Source organism: Rhizobium sp. NPDC090275 (assembly GCF_044772225.1).
GTDB lineage: Bacteria > Pseudomonadota > Alphaproteobacteria > Rhizobiales > Rhizobiaceae > Rhizobium.
On sequence record NZ_JBIVYL010000003.1, the window covers coordinates 496,329 to 519,488 of the forward strand.

The following is a 23,160-nucleotide window of genomic DNA, read 5'->3' on the forward strand; positions in this document are numbered from 1 at the left end:
GTTGGCTGCGGCAAAGTGGGGGAGGGCATCGATGCGGTCATCGCGCCGTCCCTCTTAGCTGTATCGTCACATAATCCTCCGTCAGCGCGATCGACGCCTCGGCGCCAACACGCGTCGAGCCGAGACTCTGGCGGATGTAGAGCCCGTCGATCATCGCGGCCACGCCTTCGGCGATATGTTCCGCGACATCGGCTGGGCAGAGCGGCTTCAGATTGGCGACGAGGTTGGAGCGCAGGCGCCTCGAATAGATGACGAGGAAGCGGCGCGTCTCTTCCGAGCGCTGCGCCTCGGCGTAGAAGGCAAGCCAGGCGGCGATCGTCTGCGGCGCGAACTGGTCGGCGTGGAAACTGACGCTGATCACCGCCGAAAGCCGCGCGCGCGGCGTGGGGGCTGCCTTCAGCGCCGTCACCGCGTCGTCGCGCAACTGCTTTAGAAGCGAGCGGATCGTCTCGATCAGCAGCTGCTCCTTGCTGCCGAAATAGTGGTGCGCGAGCGCCGGTGAAACGCCGGCCTGCTTGGCGATTTCGGACATGGTGACGCTGAGCGAGCCGTGATCCCCGATCACGCGCAGCGCTGCATCGACGAGCGCCTTGCGGCGCATCGGTTCCATTCCGACTTTCGGCACGGTCTTTCTCCTGCAATGCGGCCAGCATAATTTTGATTGACTGATCAATCAATAAAAATCTGATCGCCTTTTCCGTAAGATATCTCTTTCCATCCGCTGTTTCTGCGCCATACTCAATGAACAACCGGGAGGTGCATGATGACAGATATGTCCAATGAAATGCCTTCGTCCTCCGCGCTGCGGTCGAAATGGGTCTGGTTCGTCGTCCTCGGCGCGCTGCTGATCGTCTTCGGCGCCATCGCCGCCGCAAACGTCTTTCTCGCAACCGTCGTATCCGTCTATTATGTCGGCTTGCTCATGCTCGTCGGCGGCATCGTCTATCTCGCCCATGCCTTTCAGGTGCGCGAGTGGGAGCAGTTGCTCTTCTGGGCGCTGAGCGGTGTGCTCTATGTGCTGGCCGGCGTCTTCGCCTTCATGAATCCCATTCTGGCATCGGCGGCGCTCACGTTGTTTCTGGCCATGGCCTTGCTGGTGGCGGGCATCTTCCGCGTCTTCGTCGGCTGGCGCATGCGCCCGTCGAGGGGCTGGGGCTGGGTGCTCTTGAGCGGCCTGATCACGGCGCTCGCGGGCTTCGTCATCGTGCTCGGCTGGCCGGTCAACAGCCTGTGGATCCTCGGCCTCTTCCTCGCCTGCGACCTCCTCCTGCAGGGCTGGTCGATGCTCGCATTCGGCCTCGCCATCCGCCGCTGATTGTGCCCGCTATTCACAGCCTGTTCATCACGCACTGTTTCTTTTTTGACAAGAATGTGAGTGAAGACTAAAATTAACCTCATGGCAGAGGTCGCAAACGTGTGAAAGCGACGCTGCTGAAAGCCCAGCACCCGCGACCGGAAGGGCGGCCGACGCGAGTGTGTATCCGTTCCTCGAGAGGGCAGGTGTCTGCCCGACGAGGCGATGGGAGACCACGAGGCAATGGGAGTGATGTCATGCCGATGGTAACCGTTTCCATCTCTCCGCTGCAGGCGGCCGATATCCGCGCGGCGATCGACGATGGCACTTATGTTTCCAGCAGCGAGGTGGTGCGTGAAGCGCTCCGGCTGTGGGATGCCGCCCGCAAGGTCGATGGCCTGCCGAAAGCGCGCGATTGCGCCCCCGCCGATGCCAGATGCGTCGCTGAAATGTTCGCCGACCACGAGCATCGCCGCACCGCCTGAAGGTCGGCCGATATATGACCGCCGCCCGATGCGGCGGTTGCTGCATGCACTTGATAAAACGCCAGTTTTCACAAAACCTTCACATTGGCGAAAGTGTTCGTTGACGCTTCGCCTCTAGTCTCCGGGCGAAAAATAATAATATGAATGCCGTATAGTGGAGAATGGCATGTCGTTGGCTGCCACCGTAGAGCCCGCCCTTATTCGTCGCTACACCAGCGATCAAATCATTACTCTCGCCAAACTTGTTATCGAAAACGCCTTCCAGCCGATCGTCGAAGCCAGCACCGGTGTTGCCTTCGGCTATGAATCGCTGATGCGCGGCCAGGAGCGCCTGGGCTTCAATTCGCCGCTGGAAATTCTGGACGAGGCCCAGCGCGGCGATCAGCTGCTGCAGCTCGAGCAGATGGTGGCGAGCCGCGCACTCGCCAAGTTCGCGTCGCTGCCGAATTTCGCCACCGCGACGCTGTTCCTCAATCTCGATGTTCGCCTCATTCCGCATGGCGAGCAGCTGGTGGAAAACCTGCTGCAGCATCTGAAGCTCGCCAATATCCCGCCATCCTCGATCTGCTTCGAATTCTCCGAGCGCTTCGACAACACCTCGGTTCCCGAATTCGCCGCATTGGTTTCGTTGCTTCGCAAGCGCGGCTTCAAGCTGGCGATCGACGATTTCGGCGTTGGCCATGGCGAGATGAAGCTGCTCTGCGATCATCCGGTGGACTACCTGAAGATCGACCGCTACTTCATCGCCGATATCGATGGCAGCCCGCGCAAGCGCCACCTGTTGAAGAACATCGTCCACATCGCCCATGTGCTTGGCACCCGCGTGATTGCCGAGGGCATCGAGACCGAAGCCGAGTTCATCACCTGCCGCGAGTATGGCGTCGATCTCGTGCAGGGCTGGTTCATCTCGCGCCCGACCACGCATGTCTCCGAGCTGGTGCCTTCATTTCCGCATCTGCAGGAACTCGGCAAGAGCAAGCGCAACAACCAGTCGCTCGACGAAATCCTCATCCGCAAGCAGATCGAAGTGCTGCCGACGGTCTATGAAAACGACACGATCGACAGCGTCTTCGAGGTCTTCCGCCGCCATCCGCAGAATGCCTTCTTCCCGGTTCTGAACGCCAATGGCGAGCCGCGCGGTATCCTGCATGAGCGCCATCTCAAGGAATATATCTACCACCCGTTCGGCCGCGATCTGCTGAAGAACAAGATGTATGAGCGCACCATCTCGCACTTCGTCGAAATGGCGCCGATCGTTGGCCTCGATTCCGATGCCGAGCAGCTGATGACCATCTTCGCCAACATGGAAGGCGCCAACTGTCTGCTGTTGACGGAAAACATGCGCTATGCCGGCGTCGTCTCGGCCGCCTCGCTCATCAAGGTGATGAACGAGAAAAAGCTCAAGACCGCGCAGGACCAGAACCCGCTGACCGGCATTCCCGGCAACCACGCCATCCGCGATTTCATGCGCGAGGCGAGCCGCGACAGCGACGAGACGCGGCACTTCTGCTATTGTGACTTCGACAACTTCAAGCCCTTCAACGATGCCTATGGCTTCCACCTCGGCGACCACGCGATCTCGCTCTTCGCAGCCCTGATGCGGCGCTACTTCTTCGCCGAGCGCCACTTCCTCGGCCATGTCGGCGGCGATGATTTCTTCATCGGCGTGCAGGGCTGGACCAAGGAGGAGCTGACGGAAATTCTCGATCGGCTGATCGGCGATTTCCATGACGATGCGCAGGATCTCTATTCCGATATCGATCGCGCCGCCGGCCGCATCCGCGGCCACGACCGCGCCGGCGTCGAAGCCTTCTTCCCGCTGATGCGCTGCTCGATCGGCGTTCTGGAGCTTCCCAAGGGTCTCGTCATCGACGACATCAGCCGCGTCTCCGCCGCCATCGCCCACATCAAGGCATTGGCGAAGGAAAGCGCGGAAGGCCTGGTCTTCCATCGGCTGGGCGAGGCGAATTGACGCTACGGCGTTTCCGCCCTTCTCAACGCGGCGGGGCTGAACTATCTCACTGCTATCCGAATGAGGAGACCGGTGATGTCTTTGCCTGCGCTTATGCGTTTTGTCGATTTGCCCCGCTTCGGCGCCCCTGACGTGATGACCATTTCGAGCGGGCCGCTGCCCGTGGCGGGCGACGGGCAGATCCTCGTGCGCACCCAGGCGATCGGCGTCAACCGTCCCGATGTCGCGCAGCGCCAGGGCACCTATCCGCCGCCTGCGATTTCAAGCCCGATCCTCGGCCTTGAAATCGCAGGCGAAGTGGTCGCGATCGGCCCCGGCGTCAGCGGCTATACAGTCGGCGACAAGGTCTGCGGACTCACCAACGGCGGCGCCTATGCCGAATATTGCCTCATTCCATCAGGCCAGGCACTGCGCTTCCCCAAAGGCTACGATGCGGTCCAGGCGGCGGCACTCCCGGAAAACTACTTCACCGTCTGGGCCAACATGTTCCAGATGGCGGGCCTCACCGAAGGTGAGAAGGTGCTCATCCACGGTGGCACGAGCGGCATCGGCACGACCGCGATCCAGCTTGCCCGCGCCTTCGGCGCCGAGGTCTACGCGACTGCGGGCTCTCAGGAAAAATGCGACGCCTGCGTCAAGCTCGGCGCGAAGCGCGCGATCAACTACAAGACCGAGGATTTCGCCGAGGTGATCAAGGCCGAAACCGGCCAGGGCGTCGACATCATCCTCGATATGATCGGCGCTGCCTATCTGGAAAAGAACCTCGCCTCGCTGGCGAAGGACGGCTGCCTCTCGATCATCGCCTTCCTCGGCGGCGCGGTTGCCGAAACCGCCAACCTCGCGCCGATCATGGTCAAGCGGCTGACGGTAACGGGCTCCACGCTGCGCCCGCGCACGCCGGAAGAAAAGCGCGCCATCCGCGACGATCTCCTGTCGCAGGTCTGGCCGCTGCTCGACGAGGGCAAGCTTGCCCCCGTGATCCACAAGACATTCGCTTTCGAGGATGTCGTCGAAGCCCACAAGCTGATGGAATCGAGCAGCCATATCGGCAAGATCATGCTGCGCGTCTGACGATCACGCCGCTGCCGTCGCTTGCGTCTCGTTGCCGGACTTCCGGATCGACAGCGAGATCACGATCGTCACGATCCCCGGCAGCGCCATCAGCACGAACAGCCAATGCGCCGCGGATATGCCCCCAGTAACGCCGCCCGGCGCAAGCAGGCCGGTGCTGTTGACGATGACGCCCGCGAAAGCTGCGCCGAATGCGCTTCCGAGCGATTGGACGGTGGTGATCGCCGCCGAGGCCTTGTCCTGCTCCGATGTCGCGACAAGCCGCAGCACCTTGGTCACCAGATGCGCCCAGCCGAGCCCGACCCCGAACCCCATGAGGAACATGAAGACGACGGCCGGCGCGAGCAGCGCGATGCTGCCTGCCTGGTTGTCGCGTGCCAGGAAGATCGCCAGCGCCGCGACCGCAACAGTCTCGATCACGCAGCCGATAACGATCGCGCGGCCGGCGCGGCGGCCGGAGAACGAGGCGCTGAGGAACGCGGCCACCGTCCAGCCGAGCGCGACGAGCGCCGTGAGATATCCCGATTCCAGTGGGCTGACGCTGTGCAGGGATTGCAGGAAATACGGGATGTAGATGTCGCTGGTCAGCACCAGGATCAGCAGGAACATCATCAGGTAGACACGGGAAATCGGCATGCTGAGGGACACGGCGCCTGTCGGCAGCAGGCGGTTCTCGCTACGCCGCTCTATGCCGAGCATGGCGACCACGGCGATGAGCGATGCCGCAACCAGCAGCGCCTTCGATTGCGTCGCCTCGATCGTGCCGGCGATGCTGACCAGAAGCACGGCCGCCAGAAGCAGCGCGATCTGGGTGATCGGCGTACGCCCGGGAGCCCGGTCGTCATGCGCCGACGGCAGCAGCACGGGCGCAAGCACGGCCATGAGCACGCTCACGGGGACAAGCAGCATGAAGGCGTGGCGCCAGGTGCTGCCATCGGAGAACAGGCCGCCAAGGCTTGGGCCGAGCAGCGTCGCGACGCCCCAGATCGCCGCATAGAGCGTCGAGGCCTTGCGCCACAGGTGCTCGGGATAGGCAAAGCGGATAAATGCATAGGCAAGCCCGCCCAGCGCGCCGGCTCCAAATCCCTGCACGGCGCGTCCGGCCAGAATGACCTGCATCGAGGGCGCCAGCGCGCAGATCAGGCTGCCAGCCGCAAACATCAGCGCGCCGGCCACGTAAACCGTGCGCAGGCCGATGCCGCGGGGCCGCATCGCGACGAAGATGGATCCGAGCACGGCCGCCGCGACGAACAGCGTGGTGACCCACGAGAGCAGTTCCAGCCCGCCGATATCGCGCACGATCGATGGCGCGATGGTCGCCATGATATAGGCCTCGACCGCATATAGCGTCACGCCGCCGCCGAGCATCAGCGTGGCGGCCAGGACCGGCCTGGAAAAGAGATGGAAGACGGAGGAGCGCTCCGTCGCGACGTCGTCGATGCTGCTCATGCGGAATGCCTTGAATGTTTCCTGGAACGTTTTTGGGAAAGTTTTTTACAAGTTATAGCTTGGAAAAAATACACAGCCGCGTTATTAAAGCAAGAACAAGCTTGGAAAAATATCAGCCTATGCGCCAGTCGCCTGCCAACCGAATCCTGATGCTGCTCAAGACCGAAGGGCCGCAACGCCTATCGGCCATCGGCGAGGCGCTGTCCATCTCCGGCGAGGCCGCGCGCCAGCAACTGGCGAAGATGGCCGACGAGGAACTGGTCGAACCCGTCTCCGAGCCCACGCCGGGCAGGGGCCGCCCCCGCCAGCTCTGGCACCTGACGCCATCGGGCAACGCCCGCTTCCCCGACCGCCACGCCGAACTGACCGCGACGCTTCTCGCAACCATGGTCCAGAGCCTCGGCTCCCAGGCGCTCGACACCGTCATCGCCGCCCGCGAGACTGAGACGCTGGCGCGCTACCGCAGCGAGATCACGGCAGAAGATCTCCCCACCCGCGTCCGCCAGTTGGCCGGCATTCGCACCGACGAAGGCTACATGGCCGACAGCTGGCAGGAAGAAGACGGCTCGCTGCTCTTGATCGAAAACCACTGCCCCATCTGCGCCGCCGCCACCGCCTGCGCCGGCTTCTGCCGCTCCGAACTCGAAACCTTCCGCAGCATCCTCGGCGCCGACGTCGAGCGCGAGGAACACATCCTCCACGGCGCGCGGCGTTGTGCTTACAGGATCAGCGCGGGCTAGCGGATTGCTGAAGCTGTTGCTTTTCAGCCTTCACGAATAGCAGCAGCAATATCGCGGCAACGCCGACTCCGGCCGCCAGCAAGGCGGTTCCCGAATAGCTTGTGAAGCTTGTTCCCAGGGCAAAAATTCCCGCGCTGACGCCGTTTGCCGCAAAGGTATTGACCGAGATGAGTGATGTGCCGAGCCCTGGCCGGTCGGCAATCAGGTCCTGTAGGTAGGTGATGGGCACGCTCAGGATCGCCGCGCAACCGCAGGCGTTGACGACGACGAGCGCATAGATTTGCCAAGGCGCGGTAACGAGGCTCAGCATCACAAGATAGACGCAATAGATCAGCGTCCCGGTAGCCAGGATATGGACGCTGCGAAAACGCCGCTGCAATGCGCCCCACATCAGCATGAACGGCATTTCCAGGAACGCGACCATGCCGGCTGTGATGCCCACATCCGCCACGCTGCCGCCGGCATCATGAGTGATGATCAGCGGCGACACCACGCTGCTCAACCGCTGGAGGCCCAGCATCATCGACAAGATGCCGACACGCATCAGCACGCGAGGCGAGAAGACACGCGCGAGCGAACTGAAGAAGCCAACCTGTTGCGAGAACAACGCATCTTGCCTTGGCTCTGCCTTCGCCAGGAAGAGGTACAGGCAGAAGCAGACGAGGCTTGCCAGCCCGGCAATGCCGTATGCCGGCGTCATCGAGTGCGCGCTGACGAGATAGAGGCCGATCAAACCCGGCGCCAGCGCCCATGACCCGGAAAACAGCGCCCGTACCGTCGAAGTGATCGCAGCCGCCTTGCCGCGATCCATGGTGTTTGTTGCCGCGCGGATGCTCGCTAAAAGGACCGAATAGGTCGCGTTGCTGATCGGGATGAACAGCAGCACGCCGATCATGAAGGCGGCTGTATTGCGGAACGCGTAGATCATGCCGAAGCCGATCATGCCGCTTACCGACAGTGCCAGCACCAGCAGCCTGCGGTCGCCGAGCTTGTCGGACCAGATGCCGAGCGTCAGGCTGGTCACGACATTGATAAGGGCGGCGGCGAAGATCAGTATCGAATAGGCGTGATCCGACATGCCGAGTTCGGTAATTCCGATGATGGATTGATACGGCATGGTTGAGGCATAGGTGAAGGCAAGCGTCACAAGCGTCAGCGACGGAATGCGTATTCGTTGATCGCGGAGAATGGACGAGAAGGCGGATGACATGCGGCGACTCCAGTTGCCAAAAGTCTAGACCCGCACCACCTGATTGCAACCTCGTGTCCGCGATGGCGTCCATTCAATTATGTGATCGATGTTTGGTGCCTTGACCCTAAAGCCCGATCCGCCCGATCGCCGGGATTTTCACGCCGGGATTGGCGACGTCGATGCCGGCGACTAGGCCCATGAAGTGCACTTCGAAGCCGCTGCGCTGGCCGGCGGCGATGCCGATCAGGCCGTAGAGGGTCGCGTGCATGTCGCGTCCGTCGGCGTCGATCGCAAACATCCGCCCGTCGCTGAGGTAGTCGCGCCCGACCGCATCCGGCGACAGCACCGCGTCGAGATCGGGCACCGCGCGCAGCACATGCGCGACGAAGCTGTTAGAATTCGGGCCGGGATAAATGCGGTAGTCGCCGACGCCGGCATAGGGATAGGATTGGATCGCCGTCTCGACGGCCGGAATGAGCCTCTGGGCCTCGTCGCCGGAGATTTCCTTCACGATATGAGGCGTGTTGGAATACCAGTAGGCGTCCGCGACATAGTTGTTGCGGCGGATCGGAGAGCCCCAGCCGACCTTGTCGTAGCGATTGTAGGTCGCGTCGCCTTTGGCCTTGGTGACGATCCACGAGTGGCTGGCGACCGCGCCCTTCAGCCCGCCGGTGCTTGCCGACATGATGTAGATCTTGGCGTCCCCGCTGGCGCCAGCCTTCGGCAGCACGCCCGATGTGCCCCATTCGGCCTCCCGCCATGAGCTTGGATGGTTCTGCAGCGACCACCACCCGGCCGATGCCAGGGCCGGCAGCAGATAGACGACGAGGATGAGAAGAAGGAGCCGTTTGATATGACGCATGAAACGCCGGGGACCTTTGCTGACGTGCGGTTGCTGCCAAGAATGTGACGAGCAAGATGGCGCAATTGCGCCGCTCTTTTTCAACATGAACCCGATTGCTTTATCGCGCCCATCATTTATGCGTGACAGCCTGTTCAGAATATCAGGATAAGCTCATGACCAATCCCGTCACCGTTGAAGTCACCCGCGGCGCGCGCGTCGAAAGCCGGCATCGCGGCGCCGTCATCGCGGTCGATGGCGATGGCAAGGTTGTCTTTTCGCTTGGCGATGTCGAGGCGCCCACCTTTCCACGTTCGGCCTGCAAGGCCATGCAAGCGCTGCCGCTGGTCGAAAGCGGCGCCGCCGATGCTTATGGTTTCGGCGACAAGGAGCTGGCGCTCGCCTGCTCCTCGCACAATGGCGAGGACGAGCATGTTGCGGTCGCAGCCTCTATGCTGGCGCGCGCCGGCCGCGATGTCGAAACGCTCGAATGCGGCGGCCACTGGTCGTCGAGCCAGAAGGTGCTGATCCATCAGGCCCGCACGATGGAAAAGCCGACGGCGCTGCATAACAATTGCTCCGGCAAGCATTCCGGCTTCGTCTGCACCTGCGTGCACCAGGGCGTCGATCCCAAGGGCTATATCGGTTACGACCACCCGCTTCAGCGCGAGATCCGCGCCACCATGGAAAGCCTGACCGGCGCCGTGCTCGGTCATGACAATTGCGGCACCGACGGCTGCTCGATCCCGACTTACGCCGTGCCGCTGAAGGGGCTGGCGCATGGCTTCGCCAGGATGGCGACCGGCAACGGGCTGGAACCATTGCGCGCCAACGCCTCGCGCCGCCTGTTCGATGCCTGCATGGCCGAGCCCTTCTATGTCGCCGGCACCGGCCGCTTCTGCACGAAGCTGATGCAGTTGGCCCCCGGCCGCATCTTCGCCAAGACGGGTGCCGAGGGCGTCTTCTGCGCCGCTATCCCCGACCAGGGCATCTCGATCGCCGTCAAATGCGACGACGGTCATGCCCGCGCCGCCGAAAGCATGGTTGCCGCCGCACTCGTCCGCTTCTTCGACAAGGATAGCGCCATCGGCGTCGGTCTGGCAGAGCTGGCTACTTCAAGCATGCACAACTGGAATGGTATTCACGTCGGCGACATTCGCGCGGCGGCGGTACTCTCTGATTAAAGCGTGCCGGAACGATACATTCTGAATATCAAAGATAGCCAATTCTAATATATGCGAAACTGAACCGGATGACGGCGCGTGCGCTTTCATGCGGTTAAGCTACTCTTGGCGCAGTACATCGATTGCCATGAGGGCAGGATATGTTTGCAGGCCGCTATCTCTGGTGGATGCTGATCGCTCTGGCGGTCTTCCTGTTCTTTGCCATGAGCTTCGATTACGTCACCTGGGCAACGGTCGCGACATCGAGTTGCGCGCGGGTTGCCGGCTCCTGTGGCCCGCTGATCCTGATGATGACCGGCACGATCAAGCCGATCGGCTATTACATCGCCGGCGGCATCATCCTCGTCGTCACCTTTGCCCGTATTCACCACATCGGCATGAGCTGGCTCTGGTGCCTCTTCGTGCTCGTCCTCTTCGGCGCCTCGGCGCCATTTCCACTTCTGCTCGCCAATGTCTGGACCGGCCAGATGAATTCGGAAATGGTCATGCAGAACCTGCCGGCGGCTTTCCCGTTCCTCGTGGTGTTCTGCACCTATATCGGCTGGTCGTTCGAGGATGGAGGGGGCAGGCCGCTCGGTCCCTGGCGCTGGCTGCGCGTCGCGATCCGGCTTTCTGCCGTATATGGCGCGCTGGCCGCACTCGCGCAGACACCCACCTTCGCCTGGATACCCGGCCGCTTGCTCGACATGCCCGCGCTCTCGGTCCTGCTGGCCACCTGGCAACCGAAGCTGGAGACGGCGCTCACGCTTGGCGCATTGGATGATCGGCTGGCCTATCTGGCCCTTGCAGTCTTCTCCGTCGCGCTCGCTGCAAGCCTGTTCGGCCCGCACCTCGCGGACCTCCGTTCCCGCCTGATGGCACCGGTCATGCTGAAAGGATCGCGCCGTTGAGGCTGCGATAGGGCGCAAGCTGCGCCTCGTCGATATCGTCAGGCACGATCAATCCCGAAACCGAAGCGACCGGCAGAACCTGGCAGGCGGATGCCCGGTCGAGCTTGTCCGCCGTCAGCAGCACATAGGTTTCGATCGCGCAGCCGGCGATATGCCGCTTGATCGCGGCCTCCTCGAAATCCCCCGTCGACAGCCCATGCACGGGATGCGCCGCCGTCACCCCGAGGAAGAACAGATCCGCCCGCAGCTGCGATATCGCGGCCATCGCGACGGCGCCGACAGCCACCATCGAATGCTTGTAGAGCTTGCCGCCGATCAGGATCACCTCGGCGCTCGGATGATGCTCGAGTTCGGCGGCGATCGTCGGGCTGTGGGTGACGATGGTGACCGATAGCCCACGCGGCAATTGCCGGGCGATCTCCGCCGTGGTCGTGCCGCCGTCGAGAAACACCATCTGGCCCGGCTTGATCAGCCCGATCGCTCTTGCCGCAAGCCGCTGCTTGGCGTCGCGCGACACATCCTTGCGGGTCGTAAAATCGGGCAGCTCCGGCGAGAGCGGCATCGCGCCGCCATGCACGCGCTTCAAGAGCCCCTCCGCCGCCATCTCGCGAAGGTCGCGACGGATCGTGTCTTCCGACACGGAGAGATCCTCGGCCACCCGCTTGGCAATCACCTGGCCGTCGCGGCGCAGCAGGTCGAGGATCAGTGTCTTGCGTTGAGAGGTCAGCATCGGGCTCACGAAGTTGAATGAATTTTCTTGAGTTTGCACGAAATGATTCGACAATCAAGAAATATCATGCATTTTCACGCAATCCCGTGCATGAAGCCGGGAGTTGAGGAGAAAAGACATGTTGATCTTGATCGCAGGCCCCTATCGTTCCGGAACCGGTGACGATCCGGCGAAGATGGCGGCCAACCTGCAGCGGCTGGAAGCGCCGTCGCATGCCCTGTTCGAAGCCGGCCATGTGCCGATGATCGGCGAATGGGTCGCCCTGCCGGTCTGGCATGCCGCCGGCGGCAAAAGCGTGGGCGATGATCTCTACGAGCGGATATTCCACCCCGTCGCCGGCCGCCTGCTGCAATTGTGCGAAGGCGTGCTGCGGCTGGAAGGCGAATCCAAGGGCGCCGACAACGATGTCCGCATCGCGAGAGAGCGCGGCATTCCCGTCTGGTACAAATTGGAAGACGTGCCGGGCTGCGCCAAGGCCGCTTGAAGCTACGCCAGAGACAAATCGGGGAGGCCGCGCATGCGGTCTCTCTTTCTCGCTCGCAATCCGTCGTGCGCGCTCTATGCTGTCTAAGAAAAGACAGGAGTCGTCATGCTGACATTGTATTTCGCGCCCGGCACATGTTCCCGCGCCAGCCTCATCGCACTCGAGGAATCGGGCCTTCCCTTCGAGGCGAAGCGGATCGATACCGCCAATGGCGAACAGCGCTCCGAGGCCTATCTCAAGATCAATCCCAAGGGCCGCGTTCCGGCACTTGCCACCGAAAAGGGCGTGCTCACCGAAACGCCGGCGATCCTGGCCTATATCGCCGCCATCGCGCCGGCGGCCGGCCTTGCGCCGCTCGACGACCCCTTCGAATTCGCCCGCCTGCAGGCCTTCAACAGCTACATCTGCTCGACGGTGCATGTGAACCACGCGCACGGCCGCCGCGCCAGCCGCTGGGCCGATGACGTTGCAGCCCATGAGGCGATGAAGGCCAAGGTGCCGGAGACCATGGCGGAGAGCTTCGCGCTGATCGAAGACGGCATGTTCGCCGGTCCCTGGGTGATGGGCGAGCGTTACTCCGTCGCCGATCCCTATCTCTTCGTCATGACCGGCTGGCTGCCGAGCGACGATGTCGACCCGGCGCGCTTCCCGAAGGTGGCCGACCACTACGCCCGCATGCTCGAGCGCCCGGCCGTGCAGCGCGCGCTCGCCCGCGAAAAGGCGTAAGCCGCGTCAACGCTGGTAACTTGCCGCAAGCTTCTTCGGCGCGCGCAATCGCCACGCGCCGATCAGCCGATCGGTCAGTTCCGCATCGCCGATGACGTCGATGCGCACGGGCAGATACTGCCAGCCGACATAATGCGGTGTCTGAAAATAGATCTCGGGCGCGAGCGCAAGCAGCGCTTCCTTCTCGTCGAGCGAGATCGAGATCACGATCGTCTCGTTATCCTTCACGGCCACGAAGGACTTGCCCCCGACCTTTAGCGCATGGTTGCCGTAGGACGTGCCTTCCTCGACGCCGGGCAGTTTCGCCTCGGCAACAAGCCGCAGCAGCCGCTTGAAGATCGCATCGATATCCTCAGCCATGCGTCACTCCCGGTCCTCGTCCGGGAGAGCCTAGCAGATTTCGGAGCATACGCGCAGACCCGCGAAGCTCGGCCGATCACACCGCTTCTTTGGAGCGTGCCGCCTGCATGGCGATATAGGCCGGGCGGGCCTGGCAGCGCTTGATCCAAGCATCGACCTTCGGATGCGCGTCGAACAGCGCCTGCTCCGACTGGGCATAGCGCAGCACTTCGGCAAGGTTGAGATCGGCGGCGGTGAAGCGGTTGCCGACGAGATAGTCGTTGGTGGCGAGATGCGTCTCCAGCACCGCTAGCGGCCGCTTCAGCGAGCGGCTGGCCACCGCGATGGTCGCCTTGCCTTCCTCGGTGTCTTCCATCTCGTTGTCGTAGGTCATCACCAGCTTGATCGTGTGCACCTCGACCTCGGTCGCCGCCCACATCGTCCACATGGTCAGAAGGCCGTCTTCCTCTACGCTCTGGCCAGCGAGCGAGCCGCCGTGCTTGCGAGCGAGATAGAGCGTGATCGCCAGTGACTCGTGCATGACGAGATCGCCGTCCTTGATGGCCGGGATGAGCCCCATCGGATTGATGGCTATAAAGTCCGGCGACAGCGTATTGACCGGCGCATCCGATGCCAGCGGGTTGTCGAGCCGTCGCGCCTGCAGCACGGGGACGGATGTGAATTCCAGCCCGAACTCTTCCGCCATCCAGTAGACGCGCGAGGCGCGCGAGCGGTAAACGCCGTAGATTGTCAGCATGATGATGTGCCCCTCTTCAAATCTGCCGCGAGCCTAGAGGCTAGGGCGATCGAGCGGAAGCTTTCAAGGCTGATAGGTCAATCAAAGCTTTTGATGGTGACTTAAGGCTCGTCGCATGTCGGTGCCGCAAAACCGCTGCACACTTTTGCGCGACATGCTTCACGACACGCGATTGCGCTCGATGGTCAGATGCGCGTAGCCGCCGGCGCCGTCCGCCAGTTCTCCCGACATCTTCTTGTCCCACGCAAACCCGACCACCGCGCCCTCGGCCATATCCTGAAACACGTTGTCGGTGATAACGGCCGTTCCAGCCCCATCGACGACCGAAACCGCGCAGCCGACCGGCGCCTTGCGGATGACGTTGCCCGTGACCACCAGGTTGCGCATGTAGGGACCCCAGCCGAGCTGCATGCCCCATCTCGGCGCACCCTCGATGATGTTGTTCGAAACCAGCGTATCGGCCTCGGCGGCAATGCCGATGCCGAAGCTCACATCCGGCTTGTAGGGTCCGTCGAGTTTCAGATTGCGCACGACGTTGCCGGTGACGCTGGCAAGCCTGCCGCCCTTGTCGAAATTGGCGATCGAGATGCCGTTGGCGGCCCCGTCGATCATGTTGTTTGCGACCACGGCGCCCTCGAACTCGAATTCGACATAGATCGCCGTCTCGCCCGATCGCCGGCACTGGTTGCCTGATATCTGCACGTCGGAGGTCGAGTTGGCGCGGATCGCGGTGAAGGCGCAGTCGGAGATGTGGTTGTTGGCGACCATGACATTGTCGGCGCGAAACAGGTTGATGCCGTTGCCGTTCTGCCCGGTCCCTCCATCGGTCGCGCCGATCCTGTAGATCCGATTGCCGCTGACGATGCTGTCATCGGCCGCCTTCTTCCAGCGATGGATCAGAATGCCGCCATTGCCGCAATCGAATACCTCATTATTGGTCACCGAAAGACCCGAGGATTCAACCGCGTAGAGCCCGGATTGCGCGGCCCCCGATATGCGGCTGCGCTCGACCCGGCCACCGCAACGCTCCAGCTGCAGCGCATGCTTGCGGCTTCCCGAGATCTCGCAATTGTCGATCACGACGTCGTCGACGCCGGTGAACTGCACCAACGCGGATGCGTCGTCGCCAAGCCAGCGGTTCTGCCCGTCGATCACGATATTGGAGAGCTCGATGCGCTTGACATTCTCGGCGGTAAACAGCCGTCCGTCGCCGGTGTAGACAATCCGCGACGCGCCCGGCACGCCGGTGATGCGCGTGTTGTCTGGTAGGGTCAGGTTCGACACCTTGTAGACACCCGGCGGCAGAAACACCGGAACGTTCTCCGCCGACGCGTCGTCGATCATCTTCTGCAGGCTGCTGCTCTTGCGGTCACCGGGATCGGGTGCGGCCTTGTATTTCACCGCGTCGATCGACCCGCGCAGATCCGGCTGCTGGCTCGCGGCGAAGGCGGGCGGGGCAAGCAGGGCGACGGTGGAGCAGGCGGCAAGGCGCAAGATGGTCCGGCGGGACGACAGGAGAGGTGATTTGTTCATGATTTCCGCCATGCAGGAATCGTGCCGCGATCAAAGTATCATTTTGGCACACCCGAGGTTGCGAGCATTATTATTTATTAGTCATGGGATTCGCGCAGTGATGTTGGCTTCTGATTCACCTTTTTATTTGAGTGTGGCCGGGTAATCCGGAAGCATATCCGGATTTACTATGTGAATGACGGTGTTTGATGGCGTGGTTGCCGTCGCGACCACTCTGGAGACTGACAATGAATGAATTGAGTGCCGGCCGCCGCGATGCCGATACCACTGAGATCGACATGAACCGGATTGTCGCCGCTGCCGAAGCGCTCATTGTTTCCAGTCGCCGGGATATGGCTACGGGCATCGAGGATCTTGGGTTGAAGGCGATCATCCACGAACTTCCCGATTTTTTCTATGTCAAGGATCGCACCAGTCGCTTCGTATTCGCCAATGCTACGGTCGCGCGGGCTTTCGGTATTGACGATCCGGAGGATCTGGCGGGCAAGCGTGATTTTGATTTCTTCGACTTTCAGACGGCTCGTGGCTATTTCGAGGTTGAGCAGGAGATCATGGCGACGGGCAAGCACCGGCTCGATGTCGAGGAGATGGTCCGCTCGACCTTGAGCGAAATCGTCACCTGCCGGCTCACCTCGAAGCTTCCGCTGCGCAATGACAAGGGGGACGTCGTCGGCCTGATCGGTGTCTCGCGCGATATCACCGAGCGCAAGCGACAAGAGGAATTTCGCCGCGCCCAGGCTCAGGTGGTCGAAATGATCGCCCGCAACGAGCCGCTCGAAATGATCCTCGAAGCGTTGGTCCTGTTGGTCGAGGCCGAAATCGATGGTGTCTCCGGGTCAGTGCTCATTCTCGATCTCGACGGACGGAGACTGTGTCACGGCGCATCGCCCAATCTGCCTAGCATCTACAGCCGCACGATCGACGGCATCGCCATCGGCCCGAACGCGGGCTCGTGCGGAACCGCGGCATGGCGCGGCAGTTTCGTGATGGTTGAGGACGTGATGGCCGATCCACTATGGGCCGACTATCGTGGTGTCGCGCAGCAATATGGCTTCCGTTCCTGCTGGTCGATGCCCGTCATGACCGCCCAGAACAACGTACTCGGCACTTTCGCGCTTTATTCCAGCGAAGTTCGCCGCCCGACGCCGAGGGAAATGGAACTCGTCGCCATGGCGGCACATATCGCGGGCATCGCCATCGAGCGCCGCCGTGGCGACGAACGCATTCAGTTCATGGCGCACCACGACGATCTGACCGGCCTGCCAAACCGCGCCTTCTTCAAGGAGCGGATGGCCAAGACCCTGCATCAGGCGCGCCGCAGCGGCCGCAAGGTCACCTTCGCCTACATCGACCTCGACGATTTCAAGGACATCAACGATGGGCTTGGGCATGGAGCAGGCGACGAAGTCCTGAAGGAAGTCGCCACCCGCATGGCAAACGGCGTGCGCGCCTCCGACATGGTCGTCCGCCTTGGTGGCGACGAGTTCCTTGTCGTCCTCGTGCACCAGTCGAACCACGATACCGGCATCACCCGCCGCCTGCGCGAGCTGCACAAGGCCGTGCGCAAGCCGATAAGCTATCAGGACAAGCAGCTGCATGTGACCTGCAGCATCGGCGTCGCCTCCTTCCCGAGCGATGGCGCCACTGCCGAAGAGCTTCTGGCAAATGCCGACAGCGCCATGTACCGCTCCAAGCAGCTTGGACGCGACACGCTGCAGCACTATCAAAGCGCCCGCGATGCCGATCTCAACCTGCCGATCAGCGAGCAGGAGGAGCTTCGGCAGGCAATCATCTCCAACCAGCTCGTCGTTCACTACCAGCCGCAGCTCGATGTATCGACGCTGGAGGTGACCGGGCTCGAAGCATTGGTTCGATGGAACCACCCGACGCGGGGAATGGTGCCGCCGGTCGAGTTCATTCCCTTGGCCGAGGAGAGCGGGCTTATCATTCCGCTTGGACTTTGGGTGCTGAACGAAGCCTGCCGCCAGGCGCGCGAATGGCAGGACATGGGCCTGCCGCCGCTCCGTATCGGCGTCAATGTCTCGGCGCGCCAGTTCACCGACAAGGATTTTGCCCGTCATGTCACCGAAGCCGTCGAGCGCTTCGGTCTAGCGCCGCGCTGGCTGGAGCTCGAGCTCACCGAAAGCGTGCTGATGCAGGACGCCGACCGTGCCCGCGCCACCATGAACGCGCTGCGCCCGCTCGGCATCCGCTTCTCGATCGACGATTTCGGCAGCGGCTATTCCAGCCTCGCCTCGCTGAAGACCTTCCCTTTCGACCGCCTGAAGATGGACCGCTCGCTGATCGAGGCGCTGCCATCCGACAAGACCGCCGTCGCCATCGGCCTCGCCGTCATCTCGCTGGCGCAGACGCTGAAGCTCACCGTCGTCGCCGAGGGCGTGGAGACCGACGAACAGCGCGAGTTCCTGCGCTTCGCCAAATGCGAGGAAGCCCAGGGCTACCGCTTCTCCAGGCCGCTGCCGGCCGAGGAGATTCCCGCGTTTTTGAGGCGGTAGCGTGAGAGGGCGGGGCAGGGCGGCGTCAAAGGCCCCCGATCCCGCCATCCCCTCTGGTTCTTCCGCCATTTGCCGCTATCTCTATGGCGATGAGATTTGACGCGCTGCTTTATCCCGCGCCCGAGGGGCTCTACTGCCCGGTAGGCCGCTTTTATGTCGATCCGGTCAGGCCCGTGGAGCGTGCGCTGATCACTCACGGCCATTCCGACCACGCCCGCTCCGGCCACGCTCATGTGTTGGCCACCCGCCAGACGCTCGACATCATGCGCATCCGCTACGGCGAGGATTTCTGCGGATCGGAACAGGCCGCCGCCTTCGGCGAAGAAATCGTCGTCAACGGCGTCAAGGTGAGCTTCCACCCCGCCGGCCATGTGCTCGGCTCCGCCCAGATCGCCATCGAGAAGGACGCCACCCGTATCGTCGTGTCCGGCGACTACAAGCGCCGCCCCGACCCGACCTGCGCGCCCTATGAGCCGGTTGCCTGCGACGTCTTCATCACCGAGGCGACCTTCGGCCTGCCTGTGTTCCACCACCCGGACCCCGCAGGCGAAATGGCCAAGCTCTACGCGTCGCTCCGCCAGTTTCCCGAGCGCACCCACATGATCGGCGCCTATGCGCTCGGCAAGGCGCAGCGCGTCATCCGCCTCTTGCGCGACACCGGCTACGACGAGCCCATCTACATCCACGGCGCCATGGAGCGGCTCTGCGACTACTATGTCAGCCAGGGCATCGACCTCGGCGAGCTGCGCTCGGCAACCGTCGAGGGACGCGACAAGTCCGCCTTCAAGGGCGCCGTCGTCGTCGGCCCGTCATCCGCCTTCGCCGACCGCTGGGCTCGCCGCTTCAACGACCCGCTCCCGGCCTTCGCCTCCGGCTGGATGATGGTGCGCCAGCGCGCCAAGCAGGGCGGCGTCGAACTGCCACTCGTGATCTCCGACCATTGCGACTGGCCGGAACTCACCGATACGATCTCCGAGCTTCACCCCGCCGAGGTCTGGGTGACGCATGGGCGCGAGGAGGCGCTGGTCCGCTGGTGCGAATTGCAGGGCATCAAGGCCAAGCCGCTGCATCTGGTGGGGTATGAGGATGAGGCGGAGTGATGATGATGCGTGATCACGAAAACCCCTCCCCAACCCCTCCCCACAAGGGGGAGGGGCTTATGCGTCGCGCCGCCGATGCACATCGCAACCTCGCAACTTGCGGAACGGTCTTAACTCTTCCCAAGAGGCATCCCCAGCCTAGCCCCTCCCCCTTGTGGGGAGGGGTTGGGGAGGGGTCTTTGCCACAAGCGGGAAGCGCGCCATGAAAGCCTTCGCCGACCTCCTCGACCGCCTGGTTCTCACCCCATCCCGCAACGGCAAGCTGAAGCTGCTGACGGACTACTTTCGCGACACGCCCGACCCCGACCGCGGCTACGGCCTCGCGGCCATCGCCGGTACGCTAGATGTCCGCAACGTCAAGCCCGCCATGCTGCGCGAACTGGCGCTGGAGCGCATCGACGACGTGCTCTTCCGCTACTCCTACGACTACGTCGGCGATCTCGCCGAAACCATCTCGCTCGTCTGGGACAATGAACGCGACATAGAGCGCTCGGCGCTGGCGCAGCCGAGGCTTGGCGAGGTCGTGGCTGAGATGAACACGCTCGGCCGCACCGAGGTGCGCGGCTATGTCCGCGACCTGCTCGATCGTCTCGACGCCTCCGGTCGCTTCGCCTTCATCAAACTCGCGACCGGCGCGCTGCGCATCGGCGTCTCGGCGCGGCTTGCCAAGCAGGCGCTGGCCGATCTCGGTGAACCCGATGTGACCGAGATCGAGACCTTGTGGCACGGTCTGCAGCCGCCCTATGAGAGCCTGTTTGCCTGGCTGGAGGGCAAGGGCGGCAAGCCGGTGCTGGCGACGCCGGCGATCTTTCATTCGGTGATGCTGGCCAATCCGGTGGAGGAGGGCGACCTTGTTCAGCTCGACCCGGCCGACTACGCCGCCGAGTGGAAATGGGACGGCATCCGCGTGCAGCTGTCGCGCGCCGGCGAGACCCGCAAGATCTACTCCCGCTCCGGCGACGACATCTCCGCCGCCTTTCCCGATATCGTCCAATCCATCAGCTTCGACGGCGTCATCGACGGCGAGCTTCTGGTCGGCGGCACCGCCCGCTCCAACAGCCCGACCCGCACCTTCTCCGACCTGCAGCAGCGCCTCAACCGCAAGACCGTAACGCAGAAGATGCAGGACGATTACCCCGCCTTCATAAGGGCTTACGACCTGCTGTTCGACGGCGAGGAGGACGTGCGCGCCAAGACCTATCTCGAACGCCGCGCCCGCTTGAGCGAAATCGTCGAGCAAGCGCCGCACGAGCGCTTCGACCTCTCCGCGCTGGTAGATTTCTCCTCCTGGGAAGAACTCGACGACCTGCGCTCGACCCCGCCCGATCCTGTCATCGAGGGGGTGATGATCAAGCGCCGCGACAGCGTCTATCAGGCCGGACGGCTGAAGGGGCCGTGGTTCAAGTGGAAGCGCAACCCCTATAATGTCGACGCCGTCCTGATGTATGCGCAGCGCGGCCATGGAAAGCGCTCGAGCTACTATTCCGATTTCACCTTCGGCGTCTGGGCCGAAACGCCCGACGGCGAGCAGCTGGTGCCCGTCGGCAAGGCCTATTTCGGCTTCACCGACGCCGAGCTCGAGATCCTCGACAAGTTCGTGCGCAACAACACCACCGAACGCTTCGGCCCGGTGCGCGCCGTGCGCGCCGACAAGGATTTCGGCTTCGTGGTGGAAGTCGCCTTCGAAGGCATCAACCGCTCCAACCGCCACAAGTCCGGCGTCGCCATGCGCTTCCCCCGCATCTCGCGCCTGCGACAGGACAAGCCGTCCTACGAGGCCGATAGGCTGACGACGCTGGTGGCGATGATTGATGCGAAGGCGGGGTAGGGTTGCAACCAAAGGTGAACTGTATTGCCACTGTTTCCCGCGATAAATCTCTGCAGGGCAATAATCCATATCGCGTTTCCGAGCAGGTTGCGCCGCAGCGATCGTCGCTCAGAGAAGTCATGACTTGAATTTATATCTTTAAATATATATTTTCTTCAGGTGGTTTCATGACATATCGCGTGCGGTTCCATCCACATTTCATTCCTGAATGGAAAGAGCTGGAAATGGGTCTGAAAGAACTCGTCGGCGAAGTCCTTGACCACCTGGAAGACGAGGGACCCTTCGTTGGCCGTCCGGAAGTGGATAGGCTCTCCGGTTCCAGCTACGCCAACATGAAGGAAATACGAGTGAAGTTCGGGAAGCAGCTATGGCGTTTCGCCTTCGCGTTCGACCCGGCTCAGAGTGCGATTGTTCTCTGTGGCGGTGACAAACAGGGTGTGAACCAAGCTTTCTTTTACAAGCAGTTGATCAGAAAGGCCGACATGAGGTTCGATGCGTGGCTGAAGGAGAAAAACCATGAGCACTGAGTGGAAGACGCTGCGCGCCGAACTCCCCGAAGATGTTCGTGAACGGCTTGATGAAAAACGCCGGGAGCGACGCTTTGGCAAGGCGTTGGCGGAGGTGCGCAAGGCGATGGGCGTCACGCAACAGGAGGTCGCCGCAAGCGCTGGCATGACGCAAAACACCGTGTCGAAGATCGAAAGCGCCGACGACGTGCTCTTGTCATCCATCGTGCGTTACATGCATTCGATCGGAGGTGGCGTCGAAATCGTCTTGAAGACGCCGGATGGCAAGTCGAAGCGCGTCGATTTTGATCCTGAGATTGATATCAAGCAGCCGGCATAGCGGCGTTTCCTACCGCCCAAATCCCTCATCTCGCATTTTCCTGATGCAAAATACATCCGACTGTGCATCCTCAACACAATGTGTCTTGGCGTTGATGCGCCGAGGGTGCAAGCATCTATCATGCCGGGGAAGACGGAAGAGTGATATGACATCAGACAACGACCATTCCTTTTCGCGCCAGCGCCGCCTGCTTCTGACCGGGCTCGCCGGCGCCCTTGTTCTTCCGGCTCTTCCAGGTGTCGCCAATGCCTTTGACGTTCCCCCCGAGCCGCGCCTGATTACCCGTGATTACGCGAAGGTGCGCAAGCGCTTCCGCACGCGGCTGCTCGAAAAGGGCCCGGCGCCGGACAAGTACGAGCCGCTCGATGCGCCTGCCAATGCCGAGAAGATCTTCTATCGCTCCGGCTATGGCGGCGAGCTGGAACTGGTCGCCTGGGTGTCGAAGTACAAGCGCGAGCGCAAGGCCAAACCCGGCATTCTCTTCCTGCACGGCGGCAATGCCATGGGCCTCGGCCACTGGAACCTGATGGGGCCTTATATCGACGCCGGCTTCGTGGTGCTGATGCCCTCGGTGCGCGGCGAAAACGGCCAGGCGGGTAATTTCTCCGGCTTCTATGACGAGGTGGACGACGTGCTTTCGGCCGCCGATCGTCTGGCGCATCTGCCGGGTGTCGATGCGAACCGGCTTTTCATCGCCGGCCACAGCATCGGCGGCACGCTCACCATGCTCGCCTCTATGTCGACCCACAAGTTCCGCGCCGCAGCCCCGATCTCGGGCAATCCCGACGCCTTTCGCTTCTTCAATCGCTATCCTCAGGATATCCGCTTCGACGACGACAACACCCACGAGTTCGAGGTGCGCACGGCGCTGTGCTACGCCCAGAGCTTCAAGTGCCCCGTGCGTGTCGTCCACGGCACGGACGAATCGCATTTCAACGACCGCGCCGGCCTGCTCGCCAGCCGCGCCCGCTCCGGCGGCGTTCGCATCGAGACGGATACGGCCAAGGGCGGCCACACCTCGGCCTTGCCGGAGGAAATCGAGCAGAGCATCCGCTTCTTCCACGGCGTGGCGGCTTAATCACTCGCGTTAGGGCGCTGGCTGGCCGTCATCGCCAGCTTCGCGCCAGCCGCGCATGCCATCCTCGCGGCAGCTATAAATGTCGCTGTTATCGATGAGGGTGGT

General features: G+C 62.5%; 23 protein-coding genes. 15 read left to right on the forward strand and 8 right to left on the reverse strand.

Annotated features, from left to right (window positions below; genetic code table 11):
• Positions 1-37 precede the first annotated feature (37 nt).
• A complete protein-coding gene (gene betI, locus ACIQUB_RS10440; protein WP_113235658.1) occupies positions 38-625 on the reverse strand; it encodes a transcriptional regulator BetI in 588 nt (195 codons plus the stop codon).
• 138 nt (positions 626-763) lie between these two features.
• On the opposite strand from betI, the gene ACIQUB_RS10445 reads away from it, so the two are divergent.
• The 4 genes from ACIQUB_RS10445 (at position 764) to ACIQUB_RS10460 (ending at position 4,822) form a co-directional block, all read left to right on the forward strand.
• Positions 764-1,315, forward strand: a complete 552-nt coding sequence (locus ACIQUB_RS10445; protein WP_112982258.1) for an HdeD family acid-resistance protein — start codon at positions 764-766, stop codon at positions 1,313-1,315.
• Positions 1,316-1,551: 236 nt separating this feature from the next.
• Positions 1,552-1,779, forward strand: coding sequence for a type II toxin-antitoxin system ParD family antitoxin (locus ACIQUB_RS10450; RefSeq protein ID WP_113235659.1), 228 nt, complete (start codon positions 1,552-1,554; stop codon positions 1,777-1,779).
• Positions 1,780-1,945: 166 nt separating this feature from the next.
• The gene (locus tag ACIQUB_RS10455) at positions 1,946-3,751 is read left to right on the forward strand and encodes an EAL domain-containing protein (RefSeq protein WP_402929381.1); all 1,806 of its coding nucleotides are present in this window, start codon (positions 1,946-1,948) and stop codon (positions 3,749-3,751) included.
• Between the two features lie 75 nt (positions 3,752-3,826).
• On the forward strand, positions 3,827-4,822 hold the full coding sequence (locus tag ACIQUB_RS10460; RefSeq protein ID WP_113235661.1) for an NAD(P)H-quinone oxidoreductase: 996 nt from the start codon (positions 3,827-3,829) through the stop codon (positions 4,820-4,822).
• A gap of 3 nt (positions 4,823-4,825) precedes the next feature.
• On the opposite strand, the gene ACIQUB_RS10465 is transcribed toward ACIQUB_RS10460, so the two are convergent.
• Positions 4,826-6,271 carry an MFS transporter gene (locus tag ACIQUB_RS10465; RefSeq protein ID WP_113235662.1) on the reverse strand — a complete coding sequence of 482 codons (1,446 nt, stop codon included), beginning with the start codon at positions 6,269-6,271 and terminating at the stop codon, positions 4,826-4,828.
• 119 nt (positions 6,272-6,390) lie between these two features.
• On the opposite strand from ACIQUB_RS10465, the gene ACIQUB_RS10470 reads away from it, so the two are divergent.
• Complete coding sequence (locus ACIQUB_RS10470) at positions 6,391-7,011, forward strand: helix-turn-helix transcriptional regulator (protein WP_402929382.1); 621 nt, start codon at positions 6,391-6,393, stop codon at positions 7,009-7,011.
• On the opposite strand, the gene ACIQUB_RS10475 is transcribed toward ACIQUB_RS10470, so the two are convergent.
• The gene (locus ACIQUB_RS10475; RefSeq protein WP_402929383.1) at positions 6,998-8,221 is read right to left on the reverse strand and encodes an MFS transporter; all 1,224 of its coding nucleotides are present in this window, start codon (positions 8,219-8,221) and stop codon (positions 6,998-7,000) included. The genes ACIQUB_RS10470 and ACIQUB_RS10475 overlap by 14 nt on opposite strands.
• A gap of 106 nt (positions 8,222-8,327) precedes the next feature.
• A complete protein-coding gene (locus tag ACIQUB_RS10480) occupies positions 8,328-9,065 on the reverse strand; it encodes a DUF3750 domain-containing protein (protein ID WP_113235665.1) in 738 nt (245 codons plus the stop codon).
• Between the two features lie 155 nt (positions 9,066-9,220).
• Here ACIQUB_RS10480 and ACIQUB_RS10485 point away from each other — a divergent pair, with 155 nt between their 5' ends.
• A complete protein-coding gene (locus ACIQUB_RS10485; RefSeq protein ID WP_113235666.1) occupies positions 9,221-10,228 on the forward strand; it encodes an asparaginase in 1,008 nt (335 codons plus the stop codon).
• Positions 10,229-10,368: 140 nt separating this feature from the next.
• On the forward strand, positions 10,369-11,118 hold the full coding sequence (locus ACIQUB_RS10490; RefSeq protein WP_113235667.1) for a hypothetical protein: 750 nt from the start codon (positions 10,369-10,371) through the stop codon (positions 11,116-11,118).
• Here ACIQUB_RS10490 and ACIQUB_RS10495 read toward each other — a convergent pair.
• Positions 11,093-11,848, reverse strand: a complete 756-nt coding sequence (locus ACIQUB_RS10495) for a DeoR/GlpR family DNA-binding transcription regulator (protein ID WP_113235711.1) — start codon at positions 11,846-11,848, stop codon at positions 11,093-11,095. The two genes, ACIQUB_RS10490 and ACIQUB_RS10495, sit on opposite strands and share 26 nt — an antisense overlap.
• A 118-nt stretch (positions 11,849-11,966) precedes the next feature.
• Here ACIQUB_RS10495 and ACIQUB_RS10500 point away from each other — a divergent pair, with 118 nt between their 5' ends.
• Complete coding sequence (locus ACIQUB_RS10500) at positions 11,967-12,332, forward strand: DUF4406 domain-containing protein (RefSeq protein ID WP_209189521.1); 366 nt, start codon at positions 11,967-11,969, stop codon at positions 12,330-12,332.
• A 105-nt stretch (positions 12,333-12,437) separates the two neighbouring features.
• The gene (locus tag ACIQUB_RS10505) at positions 12,438-13,058 is read left to right on the forward strand and encodes a glutathione S-transferase (protein ID WP_113235669.1); all 621 of its coding nucleotides are present in this window, start codon (positions 12,438-12,440) and stop codon (positions 13,056-13,058) included.
• A 6-nt stretch (positions 13,059-13,064) separates the two neighbouring features.
• Here ACIQUB_RS10505 and ACIQUB_RS10510 read toward each other — a convergent pair whose 3' ends face one another.
• The 3 genes from ACIQUB_RS10510 to ACIQUB_RS10520 form a co-directional block, all read right to left on the reverse strand.
• On the reverse strand, positions 13,065-13,418 hold the full coding sequence (locus ACIQUB_RS10510) for an MmcQ/YjbR family DNA-binding protein (RefSeq protein ID WP_113235670.1): 354 nt from the start codon (positions 13,416-13,418) through the stop codon (positions 13,065-13,067).
• A gap of 76 nt (positions 13,419-13,494) precedes the next feature.
• Positions 13,495-14,154 carry a glutathione S-transferase family protein gene (locus ACIQUB_RS10515; protein ID WP_113235671.1) on the reverse strand — a complete coding sequence of 220 codons (660 nt, stop codon included), beginning with the start codon at positions 14,152-14,154 and terminating at the stop codon, positions 13,495-13,497.
• A gap of 159 nt (positions 14,155-14,313) precedes the next feature.
• Positions 14,314-15,669, reverse strand: a complete 1,356-nt coding sequence (locus ACIQUB_RS10520; RefSeq protein ID WP_402929474.1) for a TIGR03808 family TAT-translocated repetitive protein — start codon at positions 15,667-15,669, stop codon at positions 14,314-14,316.
• A gap of 245 nt (positions 15,670-15,914) precedes the next feature.
• On the opposite strand from ACIQUB_RS10520, the gene ACIQUB_RS10525 reads away from it, so the two are divergent.
• The 6 genes from ACIQUB_RS10525 to ACIQUB_RS10550 all read left to right on the forward strand — a co-directional run bounded on the left by ACIQUB_RS10525 (position 15,915) and on the right by ACIQUB_RS10550 (position 23,055).
• A complete protein-coding gene (locus tag ACIQUB_RS10525; protein WP_113235672.1) occupies positions 15,915-18,203 on the forward strand; it encodes an EAL domain-containing protein in 2,289 nt (762 codons plus the stop codon).
• Between the two features lie 89 nt (positions 18,204-18,292).
• Positions 18,293-19,303 carry a ligase-associated DNA damage response exonuclease gene (locus ACIQUB_RS10530; RefSeq protein ID WP_113235713.1) on the forward strand — a complete coding sequence of 337 codons (1,011 nt, stop codon included), beginning with the start codon at positions 18,293-18,295 and terminating at the stop codon, positions 19,301-19,303.
• A gap of 202 nt (positions 19,304-19,505) precedes the next feature.
• Positions 19,506-21,131: a cisplatin damage response ATP-dependent DNA ligase gene (locus ACIQUB_RS10535; RefSeq protein ID WP_113235673.1), complete on the forward strand. Its 1,626-nt coding sequence runs from the start codon at positions 19,506-19,508 to the stop codon at positions 21,129-21,131.
• Between the two features lie 167 nt (positions 21,132-21,298).
• Positions 21,299-21,658: a type II toxin-antitoxin system RelE/ParE family toxin gene (locus ACIQUB_RS10540; protein WP_113235674.1), complete on the forward strand. Its 360-nt coding sequence runs from the start codon at positions 21,299-21,301 to the stop codon at positions 21,656-21,658.
• Positions 21,648-21,977 (forward strand): helix-turn-helix transcriptional regulator, encoded by a 330-nt coding sequence (locus ACIQUB_RS10545; protein ID WP_113235675.1) that lies wholly within the window; start codon positions 21,648-21,650, stop codon positions 21,975-21,977. Before ACIQUB_RS10540 ends, ACIQUB_RS10545 begins: the two co-directional genes overlap by 11 nt.
• 145 nt (positions 21,978-22,122) lie before the next feature.
• The gene (locus ACIQUB_RS10550) at positions 22,123-23,055 is read left to right on the forward strand and encodes an alpha/beta fold hydrolase (protein ID WP_113235676.1); all 933 of its coding nucleotides are present in this window, start codon (positions 22,123-22,125) and stop codon (positions 23,053-23,055) included.
• Positions 23,056-23,160: the final 105 nt, after the last annotated feature.